13 protein-coding genes are annotated in these 11,995 nt (G+C 66.1%); 7 read left to right on the top strand and 6 right to left on the bottom strand.

Translation table 11 applies throughout. The features are described 5' to 3' along the window. Positions 1–858, bottom strand: a complete 858-nt coding sequence (locus tag NM962_07855) for an ABC transporter permease (GenBank protein UVO13962.1) — start codon at positions 856–858, stop codon at positions 1–3. Position 859: 1 nt separating this feature from the next. After that, complete coding sequence (locus NM962_07850; GenBank protein ID UVO13961.1) at positions 860–1,729, bottom strand: ABC transporter permease; 870 nt, start codon at positions 1,727–1,729, stop codon at positions 860–862. Between the two features lie 425 nt (positions 1,730–2,154). Between NM962_07850 and NM962_07845 the strand changes: the two genes are divergently transcribed. Both NM962_07845 and NM962_07840 read left to right on the top strand, forming a co-directional pair. After that, the gene (locus NM962_07845; protein UVO14605.1) at positions 2,155–2,697 is read left to right on the top strand and encodes a hypothetical protein; all 543 of its coding nucleotides are present in this window, start codon (positions 2,155–2,157) and stop codon (positions 2,695–2,697) included. 138 nt (positions 2,698–2,835) lie between these two features. After that, the gene (locus NM962_07840) at positions 2,836–3,471 is read left to right on the top strand and encodes an Mce protein (GenBank protein UVO13960.1); all 636 of its coding nucleotides are present in this window, start codon (positions 2,836–2,838) and stop codon (positions 3,469–3,471) included. A 20-nt stretch (positions 3,472–3,491) separates the two neighbouring features. On the opposite strand, the gene NM962_07835 is transcribed toward NM962_07840, so the two are convergent. Then, positions 3,492–4,580, bottom strand: a complete 1,089-nt coding sequence (locus NM962_07835) for a phosphodiester glycosidase family protein (GenBank protein ID UVO13959.1) — start codon at positions 4,578–4,580, stop codon at positions 3,492–3,494. Positions 4,581–4,704: 124 nt separating this feature from the next. Next, entirely contained in the window at positions 4,705–5,427 is a 723-nt protein-coding gene (locus NM962_07830; protein UVO13958.1) for a pirin family protein, read from the bottom strand. A 95-nt stretch (positions 5,428–5,522) separates the two neighbouring features. Here NM962_07830 and NM962_07825 point away from each other — a divergent pair, with 95 nt between their 5' ends. Next, complete coding sequence (locus NM962_07825; protein ID UVO13957.1) at positions 5,523–6,086, top strand: LppA family lipoprotein; 564 nt, start codon at positions 5,523–5,525, stop codon at positions 6,084–6,086. A 4-nt stretch (positions 6,087–6,090) separates the two neighbouring features. Here the strand turns inward: NM962_07825 and NM962_07820 are convergent, their stop codons facing one another. Next, positions 6,091–7,215 carry an NDMA-dependent alcohol dehydrogenase gene (locus tag NM962_07820; GenBank protein ID UVO13956.1) on the bottom strand — a complete coding sequence of 375 codons (1,125 nt, stop codon included), beginning with the start codon at positions 7,213–7,215 and terminating at the stop codon, positions 6,091–6,093. A 67-nt stretch (positions 7,216–7,282) separates the two neighbouring features. Continuing rightward, positions 7,283–8,026, bottom strand: coding sequence for a glucose 1-dehydrogenase (locus NM962_07815; protein ID UVO13955.1), 744 nt, complete (start codon positions 8,024–8,026; stop codon positions 7,283–7,285). A gap of 48 nt (positions 8,027–8,074) precedes the next feature. Between NM962_07815 and NM962_07810 the strand changes: the two genes are divergently transcribed. The 4 genes from NM962_07810 to NM962_07795 are packed head-to-tail and all read left to right on the top strand — an operon-like array spanning position 8,075 to position 11,984. Continuing rightward, on the top strand, positions 8,075–8,926 hold the full coding sequence (locus NM962_07810) for a lysophospholipase (protein ID UVO13954.1): 852 nt from the start codon (positions 8,075–8,077) through the stop codon (positions 8,924–8,926). 45 nt (positions 8,927–8,971) lie between these two features. After that, entirely contained in the window at positions 8,972–9,724 is a 753-nt protein-coding gene (locus NM962_07805) for a DUF2786 domain-containing protein (GenBank protein ID UVO13953.1), read from the top strand. An 11-nt stretch (positions 9,725–9,735) separates the two neighbouring features. Next, positions 9,736–10,245: a TIGR04338 family metallohydrolase gene (locus NM962_07800; GenBank protein ID UVO14604.1), complete on the top strand. Its 510-nt coding sequence runs from the start codon at positions 9,736–9,738 to the stop codon at positions 10,243–10,245. A gap of 59 nt (positions 10,246–10,304) precedes the next feature. Beyond that, the gene (locus NM962_07795; GenBank protein ID UVO13952.1) at positions 10,305–11,984 is read left to right on the top strand and encodes a hypothetical protein; all 1,680 of its coding nucleotides are present in this window, start codon (positions 10,305–10,307) and stop codon (positions 11,982–11,984) included. Positions 11,985–11,995 lie beyond the last annotated feature (11 nt).

Below are 11,995 nucleotides of genomic sequence, written 5' to 3'. Positions count from 1 at the left end.
TCAGCCACCGAACCTTGCGCCGGCGTCGATGCTCCACAGCGCCATCGTCAGCAGCATGTTGACCATGATCACGATCGTGATGGAAGCCCGCATGGCCCGGCCGGAGGCCACCCCGACGCCTTCGGGTCCGCCGGAGGCGTAGAAGCCGTAGTAGCACTGCACGGTAGAGGCCAGCCACACGAACACCACGCACTTGAGCACGGAGTAGACGATGTCCTTGCCGCTCAACATCATTGTGAAGTAGTGCGTGTACGGGCCGATGGAGCCGCCGCCGATGATGCCGGTGACCAGCTGGCAGGTCAGGTAGGTGATCGCCAGACAGGCCACGTAGAGCGGGATCACCGCGATGGTCGCGGCCAGCAGTCGGGTGGTGACCAGGAACGGAATGGGCCGGATCGCGATCGAATCGAGGGCGTCGATCTCCTCGGCGATTCGCATGGCGCCGAGCTGCGCGGTGAAGCGGCAACCGGCCTGCATCGCGAACGCCATCGAGGCCATGATCGGTGCCAGCTCGCGGGTGTTGACCAGTGATGAGATGATGCCGGTCGCGGGCCCCAGCCCCAGCAGATTCAGAAAGTTGTAGCCCTCGATCGCCACCAGCGCACCGGCGGTGAAGCCCAGGACGATCGCCACCCCAGCGGTGCCGCCACCCACCACGATGGAGCCGTTGCCCCAGGCGATGTCGGAGAGCAACCGCAGAAACTCCTTGCGGTAGTGACGTAGCACGGTCGGAACACCGGCCGCGGCGCGGCCGAAGAACACCAGCATGTGTCCCAAGCGGATGGTCGGCTCGGACGCCATCCGGTAGGCGCGCAGCAGCGGGCGCGCGAATGCCGGGACATAGGACGACGCGGTCATCTCACAGCCCCGTCCGTGGGTAGAGCACGTTATAGAGCTCGCTGATGCCGACATTGACGATCATCAGAACCAGGATCGACTCGACCACCGAAGCGTTCACCGAGTTGGCGACGCCGGCCGGACCGCCGCGGGTGGACAGTCCCTTCTGGCAGGACACCACCGCGACGATCGCGCCGTAGACCACGGCCTTGATCAGCGCGACGATCATGTCGCCGGTGGTGGCGAACGAGGAGAACGTGGCCACGAAACTGCCGGGCGCGCCCTTCTGGAAATACACGTTGAACAGGTAGCTGGCCAAAAAGCCTACGAAGCAGGTGATTCCGGTCAGCGCTACGCCGATCATGATGGCCGCGGCGAAGCGGGGGACCACCAGCCGACGGATCACCGAGACGCCCATCACCTCCATGGCGTCGGTCTCCTCGCGCATGGTTCGCGAACCCAGGTCGGCGGTGATGGCCGACCCGACCGCGGCGGCCATCAGCATGGCCGCCACCAGCGAGGCAGCCTGCCGGATGACAGCGAGCCCGGCAGCCGCGCCGGCCAGTGAGGTGGCGCCGACCTGGTTGGCCAGCAGCGCGAACTGAATGGAGAGCGTGACCCCGATCGGCAATGCGACCAAAACCGTCGGCAGCACAGCGGTGTTGGCCATGAAGGCGCTCTGCCGGACGAACTCGCCCCATTGGAATCGGCCGCCGAACAGGTCGGAGAAGAAGTACTGCACGGTGCGCACCGCCAGGACGCACTGTTCGCCGACGGTGGTCAGCGAGGCCAGCGGGTGGCGGTTGACATAACCGGCGGTCCAGTCCTGGATGGCTGCCACTCCGTCGAGCGCAGGCTCGGCGGCGAGGTCGCGGTCGTCCTGGGTGGTCATTTGTCGCCGATCGTGGTCGTGAGATCACCTGAGGTTGCCGTTCGCGGGTGCGGCAGATGATCCATGGCGGCCACCATAGTCAGCGTTCGTACTCCGCGGTAGGGTTCGGAACTTCTCGGACCAACTGGTGGGTAGATAAAAAGGATACGCATGGCTACCAAGGGGGATGAGCTCATGGGGTCTCGCCGCGACCTTTCATCCGGACATGATGTCGGACACAATGCCCCGGCAAGGGCGCTTCAGGCAACATGACTCCGGTTATGGCGGAGTTACCGGCCAGTAGCACGCGTTTTCGTGGTTTTGGCATCCTCGTGCGGGCGTCGATGGCGATACTCGACCGGGACAAGCGCGAGACGTGGAAGGAGATCGGGGCGGTGCCGAAGCGGGCAGGGTGGACCCAGATCGCTGCCACAGTCGCGTGTGCGATGGCGGTCGCCGGAGTGTTCGCACCGGGTTCCGCCGTGGCCGACCCCGATCCGCCGCGGCTTCCGGGGTTCACCCCCGCGCCCACCGACTGGTCTCCGCGCATGGACATCTGGCCGTACAGCACCTTCACCTATCAGGTGACGCCCGAGATGATCGGCGGCATGTCGGATTCGTGCCAGTGGTTCAACGCGCAATTCGACCCACTGATGGGACAGATCGACGACTTCAACCGCAGCCTTGCAGACCGCCGCGATGTCTACGCGGGCGTGCAATCACAGGCGGATGCCGTGGTGGCCAACATCGACCGATCGACGGGCTTCTTGGGGCCCCGACTGCAGCCGCTGACCATCCGCAACACCCCGGACAACTTCGGCCCGTACTCGCCGATCTACGGCGGGGAACAGCTGACCGGCGTGCTGTTCCAGCTGTCCCGTATCGCCGACAGCATGCGCAAGAAGCAGCCGGCCGGTTTCGCCCGGCCACACATCGACTCCGCAATCGGATGGGCCAACGCCCTGCGGAATTCCAGGGCCTGCACCTAAGCGGCGATTGCAAGCGCGGCGAAGCCGGGCGCTGCAGGTCGCGGCTATCGAGTAAGAACTCGCAGGCGCGGGTTGGGGTAGGTTCGGGGACGCTGCGGCCGACCGGCCCCCAGTAGCGGACCAGGAGAGGTAGTTCAGGTGTCGGACCGTGAGGACGAACAAGCGGCCGACCACGTCGAACCGGCGGTCGAGGCCGCCGAAACCGAGGCCGCCGAAACCGAGTCGGCTGAGTCCGCCGAGCCGGTAGCCGCTGACGAGACCGCCGGCGAAGCCGCTGGGCTCGAGGGACGCACCGGCGCCCTGAAACCGAATCGGCGCTGGATCGCCGCGGCGGTGCTGGCGCTGGGCCTGATCGGAGCGACCTACGAGGGCTGGCTGCTGTTCGCCCACCACCAGCGCACGGTGGCCGCCGCGCAGGCACTGGAAGCTGCCGAGAAGTACACCCTGGTGCTCACCAGTGTGGACCCCAACGCGATCGACAAGAACTTTGCCGAAATCCTGGACGGAGCCACCGGCGAGTTCAAGGACGTCTACAGCGCGTCCAGTGAACAACTGCGCCAACTGCTGATCGACAACAAAGCGTCCGCGCACGGTACCGTCATCGACTCGGCGGTCAAATCCGCCACCAAGAACCAGGTTGAGGTGCTGCTGTTCGTCGATCAGTCGGTGAGCAACAAGACCGCCCCCCAGGCGCAGATCGACCGCAGCCGGATCGTGATCACCATGGAGAAGGTGAAGGGTCGTTGGCTGGCAGCCAAGGTTGAGATGCCCTAGCCGATGCCGGCGGCCTGCGGTTAATTGAATCCGAGCCAGCTGGGCAGCCCGCGTTCGTGCGCGTCGCACAGTACCTGTGCGGTGTCACAGGATCCGCGGGGCACGCCGGCGCCGGTCCACATGCCGCCGGCGTCGCGGCGCAGCACCACAGCCGACGACGAACCGCCGTCGAGCAGGATGGCGTGGTCGCTGGCCAGGCCGCGGAACAGATCCTGCATGTTGTCGGGTGTGTAGTGGCCGCCCTGGAAGATGTACAGCTCGTCTTTGGCTCGCGAATAGCCCACGGCGGTGCGTGCCGCGCTCGGCCCGCCGTCGTTGAGTTGCCCGGTGACGCCCGGGGCCAGCAGTCCCAGTCCGCTCACCGCGACGAACCGGTCCCCGCGTTCCACCAGACCGGTGATCGTCGGCCCGGCCGCGTCGTAGTCCCCACCGTCGCGTCCGCCGCGCGGCCACAACACATAAGGTGCGCCGCGAGTCGGCAGGATCATCGTGGTCAGCGTCGACCAGTGCTCGTTGCCGCCGGACAGCCCTTGCTTGCCGGCGTAGGGGACGGTGCCGGTGACGGCGACGTTGGCCCGGCCGTTGCCGCGGGTGTTGTCGACGTAAGCCCCCAGCGGGGAACTGCACTTGGTGGTTCGCCAGGATCCCCCTCGCTGGCCGCGGATGTCGAAGAAGTTGGCGTTGATCGCCACCGTCGGCCGCCCCAGCATCTGCCAGGCCTGCAGCGGGGTGTAGAGCTCGGAGGCCTGCATCAGCCCCTCGCTGGTGCGGGCCCGTGGATCGCGTTCGCAGCGGCCCTGAGCGCCGCTATGGCTGTCGACCAGTAGGTGCGGCTCGATGCGCTGCGAGGCCGACTTGAGGACCACCAGATGCCCACCCCCGGACATCTCATACCAGTCGCCGGCGGCGTTGAGCAGCGGTGTGGGATGCCCGCTCCCGAAGTTGTACACCAGATAGGAGCCCGGTGTCCGCGCGATAGCGGCGGCCAACTGGTCTTGGGCGGCGGCATGCGCGGTCGGCTGGCCCGGGCCGATCGCCAGGCTTGCGCAGAGCAGCACCGCGGCGCAGCCAGCCGCCAGCCGGCGCGCCAGAGCCACTGGAGTCGACACTGTTTGTCCCTTCGGCTCCGGACTGGGGGAGATATCAAATTCCTACGGTAGCCACCGAAACCGCCGAGACAACCTGCGTGACCGGATTGTGCTGCGTCGGTGGCGGATCGGTTATGGCCAGCGATCATTCACCGAGTCGGCTGCGCATGTCCCAGATCAGGACCTCCGACGGGGCGGACGCGGTAAGGCGTTGACCGCCGACGCCGATGCAGCGGACCGCGTCGCCGGTGTGCAGCGCGCCGGCGCCCTCGAGATCGACATGGCCGATCGCGACGAACAGGTGGGCATACGGCGAGTCAGGTAGTCCGACATGGTCTCCGGGCTGCAGTCGCGCGACGTACAGCGTCGCGCCCGCATTGCCGATGCTGATCGCGGCGTCCGGGGCACTGCCCGAGGCGACGGTGATCAGCCCACCGCCCGCCAGGGCATCGCCGATGTCGTGCTGCTGGTAGCCGGGAGTGCGCCCCGGGATGTCCGGCATGATCCACATCTGAATGAAATGCACTGGCTCGCTGCTAGATTCGTTCTTCTCCGAATGCAGAATGCCGGTGCCCGCCGACATCCGTTGCGCCAGGCCGGGATGGATGACGCCTGCATTGCCGATCGAATCGCGATGGCTCAGCGCGCCGGACAGCACCCAGGTGACGATCTCGGCGTCGCGGTGGGGGTGGGTATCAAAGCCGGCGCCGGGCGCGACGACGTCTTCGTTGTTTACCAGCAGCAGTCCGTGATGGGTGTTAGTCGGATCGTAGTAATCGTTGAACGAGAACGAATGCCGCGAGGTGAGCCACGGCGCTTGGGTGACTGCGCGATCGGCAGCCCGTCGCACATCGAGCAGGGCCGTCATAGTCTCCAAGGCTAGCGCGCCATTGTGAGCAGATCTGCTGGTCGCGTCCAGTAGCCTCGGTGCAGCCCGCGCCGCGATACGGAAGGTACTGGTCGATGACGAATTTCGGGCCGATCCGCGGTGGACTATGCCGAGGGTTACTGGTCGCCGCGGTATCGGCCGTCGTGCCCATCGCGGGATGCCACCTGTCCCGACCGTATGAACCCACTGCGCCCAGCGTCGCCGCCGAGGCCTTGGCCGTGCTCAAGTCGTTGCCGTCGTTTGAGGACACTCAAACCCAGATAACCGCCACGATCAATGAAATAACCGCCGCCGCAAAACAACTCATCCCGTCCATCGGCTGGGAGACCCTGGACGAGGGAGATGGCGGAAATTGCGAGCGGCCATACGAGCAAACCGACGGTAAGCGCTACTTCCTGCCGGACGCGGTTGCCCGGAATGTCCCGGTGTCAGAGCAGGCCTGGGCCAAGCTCGAAGAGGCCGCCAAGTCGGCGGCCGCCAAGCTGGATGCCACCGAAGTGCAGGTGATGCAGAACCAGCCGGGCAATCACGACGTCGGCTTCCACGGTCCCACCGGCCTTTTCATCAAGGTCGGCTACCGCGGCAACCTGGTGGTCTCCGGCTACACCGGCTGCCGGCTGTCGCGTGAGGCGAAGTAATTGGCTACCAGTCCGACTCGTCGTAGGTGATGACGCCACGGATGTTCTTGCCGTCGACCATGTCCTGGTAGCCGGTGTTGATGTCCTCGAGCTTGTAAGTCGTGGTGATCATCTCGTCGATCTTGAGCAGCCCGGACTTGTACAGCCCCACCAGCTTGGGCGTCTCGATGTGCGAGCTGCCGCCGCCGAAGATGTTGCCCTTCAACGTCTTCTGCAACATGGTGAACAAGAACAGGTTCAGCTTGACGTCCGCGTCGACCATCGAGCCCATGCCGGTGACCACGCAGGTTCCGGTCTTGGCGGTCAGGATCAGCGCCTCTTCGATGTACTCGCCCTTCATGTCGCCGACGGCGATGATCACCTTGTCGGCCATCAGGCCCCAGGTCTCCTCCATGACCGGCATGATCGCCTCGGCCATCGACGGGTAGACGTGGGTGGCGCCGAACTTGACGGCCTGGTCACGCTTGAACGGCACCGGGTCGATCGCGATGACGCGGCGGGCGCCGGAAAGCACCGCGCCCTGCAGGGCGCTCATGCCGATACCCCCGACACCGATGATGATCACGGTCTCACCGGGCTTGACCTCGGCGACGTTGGTGGCCGAACCGAACCCGGTCGGCACCGCGCAACCCATAATGGCCGCGGTCTCGAACGGTACATCCTTGTCGATCTTGACGACGGAGTCCTGGTGCACGGTCATGTAAGGCGAGAACGTGCCGAGCAGGTTCATCGCCGAGACTTCGTGCGAACCGGCGTGGATCCGGTTGGTGCCGTCGGCGATGGCCTTGCCGCCCAGCAGCACCGCGCCGCGGTCACACAGCGAACGGAAGCCCTTCATGCACGGCCGACAGTTGCCGCAGGCCGGGATGAAGGCCATCACGACGTGGTCGCCCTCTTCGAAGCCGGTGACGCCCTTGCCCACCTTGGTGATGACGCCGGCGCCCTCGTGCCCGCCCAGCGCGGGCAGGGCCATCGGGGTGGCTCCGGTGGTCAGGTGATAGTCGGAGTGGCACATCCCGGCGGCGTGCATCCGGACCTGGACTTCGCCTTCAACCGGGTCGCCCAGCTCGATCTCGTCGACCCGCCACGGCGAGTTCAGCTCCCACAACAATGCGCCCTTGGTCTTCATGACCGGCATCATAGAACACGTTTCAAAACCAGCCCCGACGGGTGCTCTTAGCTGGGAGAATGCTGTCCTAGTTGGTCTTGTGTGGAATGCCCACCGACAGGCCTCCGTCGATGACCAGATCGGACCCGGTCATGTACGAGGACTCGTCGGAGGCCAGGAACACCACGGCGGTGGACACCTCCGCCGATTTGGCGCCGCGGCCGAGCGGTATCTGCAGGGAGTCATCGGCGATCGCGATGGTCATCCGGGTGCGGATCAGTCCGGGCAACACGCTGTTGATCCGGATGTTGTGCGGTGCCAGTTCCACGGCGGCGGCCTTGGCCAGCCCGCGCACGCCCCACTTCGAGGCGACGTAGCCGTACAGGCCGGCGGTGCCACGCATCCCTTCGACCGAGGAGATGTTGATGATGGAGCCGCCGCCGGCGGCCTTCATCGGGGCGACGGCGGCGTGCATGCCCAGCATGGTTCCGGTCAGGTTGACGTCGAGAACCTGCTGCCAGGCGGCCACGTCGAAGTTCTCCATGGTGTTGTACTTGGCGATCCCGGCGTTGTTCACCAACACGTTGAGGCTGCCGAAAGCATCGACCGTGGTCGCCACGGCCGTTTGCCATTGGTCGGACTGGGTGACGTCGAGGCGGACGAACCGGGCGGTGTCGGCCCCCAGCTCGTCGGCGAGTTTGCTGCCTTCGTCCTCCAGGACGTCCGCGATCACGATCTTGGCGCCCTCGGCGGCCAGCGCCCGGGTGTGTGCCGCGCCCATGCCCCGCGCGCCGCCGCTGATCAGCGCAACTTTGCCTTCGACTCGTCCCATGGCTGGCGAGGTTACCTGGGCGGGCACTTTGCCCGTTACGCTGCCCTGATGGCTTCCCCTGGCTCTGGGACCCGCACCGAGCGAACCTTCGATGGAGTGCGGGCGGTACCGATCGTCTACGACACCTGGACGCCGGAGGTGCCGCCGCGCGCCGTGGTGGTGCTGTCCCACGGCTTCGGCGAACATGCCCGTCGCTACGACCATGTCGCGGAGCGTTTCGGTGCGGCGGGCTTGGTGACCTATGCGCTGGACCACCGCGGACACGGTCGCTCGGGCGGCAAGCGAGTGCTGTGCCGCAACATCGGGGAGTACACCGGTGACTTCCACACGCTGGCGGGTATCGCCGCCCGCGAACACCCCGGAGTGCCGCGCGTGGTGCTCGGGCACAGCATGGGCGGGGCGATCGTGTTCAGCTACGGCGTCGACCGACCCGACGACTACCAGCTGATGGTGCTGTCGGGACCCGCGGTGGCCATGACCGACACGGTGTCGCCGGGGTTGGCGTTCGTGGCCAAGGCGGTCGGGGCTATCGCGCCGAGCCTGCCGGTGGAGAAACTCGACAGTGCCTTGGTCTCGCGCGACCCGGCAGTGGTGGTCGCCTACAACGAGGATCCACTGGTGCACCATGGCCGGGTGCCGGCTGGGGTGGCGCGGGCGCTGATCAAGGTCGGCGAGACCATGCCGACGCGGGCGCAGGCGCTCACGGTGCCGCTGCTGGTGGTGCATGGCGCCGACGACGGCTTGGTGCCCGCCGAAGGCAGCAAGCGGTTGGTGGAGTGCGTCGGTTCGGACGACGTGCAGCTGACCGTCTATACGGGGCTCTACCACGAGGTATTCAACGAGCCGGAGCGTGCGCAGGTGCTCGACGACGTCGTGGGCTGGATCGACGCGCATCTGTGAGTTGCGGTCGGCATGCTGTCGCCGACGTCGGTTAGCGTGGCGGCCATGAGCACCGACGACAAGATGTTGGCGCGGATCGCCGCTCTGTTGCGTCAGGCCGAGGGCACGGACAACGCCCACGAAGCCGATGCGTTCATGGCGGCGGCGCAACGGCTGGCCACCGCGACCTCGATCGATCTGGCGGTGGCTCGCGCGCACTCGGCCACCCGGACAGCGGCCACCGCGCCGGTGCAGCGGACCATCACCATCGGAGAGCCCGGCGCCCGGGGGTTACGCACCTATGTGCAGCTGTTCGTGGGGATCGCGGCGGCCAACGATGTGCGCTGCGACGTGGCGACCAACTCGACCTACGTCTACGCCTACGGGTTCGCCGAGGACATCGACGCCACCCACGCCCTCTACGCCAGCCTGGTCGTTCAGATGGTCCGGGCCTCGGACGCCTATATCGCCACCGGCCAGCACCGCCCCACCCCCACCATCACCGCGCGGCTGAACTTCCATCTGGCATTCGGCGCTCGCGTCGGCCAGCGGCTGTCCGAAGCCCGCGACGAGACCCGACGTGATGCCGAGAAGGATCGGAGCAGGCCGCCGGGTACCGCGATTGCGTTGCGCAACAAGGAGCTCGAACTGCGCGACTTCTACCGCGGTACATCCAAGGCGCGGGGCACCTGGCGGGCCACCCGGGCGTCGGCGGGCTATTCGTCCGCGGCGCGACGGGCCGGGGATCGGGCTGGGCGCAACGCCCGGCTGGGCGACAGCGCTGAGCTGTCGGTGGCGCGGTCCGCGCTGGAGCGGTGAGCGCTGGAACATTGAGTGAAGGCGCTGCAGAGCGCGACGGTCAGCGCGCCAAGGTGTACGCCGCGGAGGTCTTCGTCCGCACCTTGTTCGACCGCGCGGCCGAGACCGGCAGGCGCAGTGTGGAGTTCTTCGGCACCGAGCTGACATTGCCGCCCGAGGCCCGTTTCGGTTCGGTAGCTGCCGTCGGGCGCTACGTCGACGACGTCATAGCACTATCGCCGGTGCGCGCTCGGTGGCCGGATGCTTCCGGGTTGGCCGTGCGTGCCCGCCGAGGAACCACGGCGGCGCACTACGAAAAGCATGGTGCAGCAGGTGTTATCGCCGTACCGGATCAGCGCGGAGTGGACTGGGCGTTGCGAGAACTGGTGGTGCTGCATGAGATTGCGCACCACCTGTGTGACGCTCGGCCGCCGCACGGCCCGGAATTCGTCGCGACGTTCTGCGAGCTGGCCGAAATGGTGATGGGCCCGGAGTTGGGATATGTGCTGAGGGTGGTGTTCGCCAAGGAGGGTGTGCGGTGACGTGCGCTGCGGCGCGGTGTCGGTCATGATCGGACGATGGCGAGTAGGGCGGGTGCGCCGTGAGTCGTCCGAGCCTGCAGTATCTGGGGCTCGGTGAGCTTGTCGCTGCCGCGGGCGGTGACCCCTGGGCCGTTGATGACAGCGTGCAGGCCGGAAGTCCCACTCAGATCAACTTCCTGGCGCAGGCGTTTCATTCGGCGGCCGGTTCGGTCACCTCGGCCGAGGAGACCTTCCGCACCGCCCAACGGCACTTCGAGCAGTACAACCGCGAGAACGGTGCGCAGCCGATCAACAACGGCGCCGAAGTGCAACGGGTCAAGGAAGGCCTGCACGCCACCAACCAGCAACTCGGCCAGATCGCGGCCGACTTGGAGGCCATCGCCGCCGCCCTAGCCCAGACGCGGCAGAGTTGCGGCGCGCAGATCGAAGCGCTCAACGCCAACCTGCAGGGCTACGACGAGTATCTGGCTGACTACAACACCCATTACCTGGGATACCAACTACACGGTGACGACGTCGACGCCCTGATCGAAAAGTGTTGGGACGGTGCGATGGCCGACACGCGGACCGTGCTGTCCAACGTCACGCTCATCCGCAGTGGCTATGCCAAGACTCTGCAGTCGGGGCTGACCAACCTGCAAGTCAAGGACGGCTATGTCCCCGATGTCGTGGTGCGCAGCTTCGAGGCCGGCCGCGACGTGCCGGCAACGCTGAACCCCGGCGATGTGGAGAGTTTCAAGGTCTTGGCTCGAGAAGTCATGACCAACGATGGTGTTCCCGTCGATCAGATCGAAGCGCGCGTCAACGCCGCGGTGCTGCAGGCCCAACAGTCGCTACCGCGCTACGTTGCCCCCGAATCGCAGCGGCGGGCGCCGCTGGGGTTCGGTGATGCATTCGGGGACCGTTGGCGAGCCACCGAGGGGGCCGTCAAGAACCTGCTCGGACAGGGCGGACCAGGCGCCCCCGGCGTCCTGGAATCGTGGGGTGGCCTGGCCAAGGGGCTCGGTGACTCCTTCCTCAACCCGGTCGGCGCGGGTGTCGCCCAAGTCAAGGAGGCCCTGAACGCGCCCAGTCCCGCCTACTTCCTGGGCGAGAAGGCTTTCGATGTCAGTGCCGCCGCCGTCACGCTTCCATTTGGGGCGGAGGGCGCATCGATTCGGGCAGGGCTCGGTGAGATCGGCCGCGGCGTACTCGACACAGGCCCGGTGGTTTCGTCATACGCAGATGTCGGATTCGACGTTCCCGCCGCCTACCATCCGTGGGCGGAATACTCGGCCATGGATCTCAACTCCGCGAGTAGGCACGGAGGGCCGACAGCCGGATTCAGTGAGGAAGTCGCTGACATGTCCACCCACTATGTGGGCGACGACCCAGTCCGTGTCGTCCTGGGTAAGTTCGACGGCCAGGAGGGTGGCTACATCGGCGAAGCCCGGGGACACGGTGGCATCTACTTCGATACCGGTGACCGAGCCTGGCACGCACTGACCAACGGATTTGGCGATACGCAGCAGCGAGGCCTGGCGTGGCAAGTAAACAAACAGTTTCTCCGCGCTCAGATGGAAGAGGGTGTGCCGCGGATTGAATACGTAATTCCTGAGGGCTATACAAGCGTTGAGCAACTGGCAGTGGAGGACAGGTTGTCGTACTCTGCTGCTGAGATAAATTTTCTGAAAGAAAACGCCGCTCAATATGGCTATCAACAATACGAAAATGTGTGGCTGTACGGAGGAGGCGGCTGACCATGAAACCA

The organism is Mycobacterium sp. SVM_VP21, from assembly GCA_024758765.1.
GTDB lineage: Bacteria > Actinomycetota > Actinomycetes > Mycobacteriales > Mycobacteriaceae > Mycobacterium > Mycobacterium heraklionense_C.
Note: the sequence above shows the minus strand (reverse complement) of the source record. Positions and strands in the feature narration are given on the sequence as shown.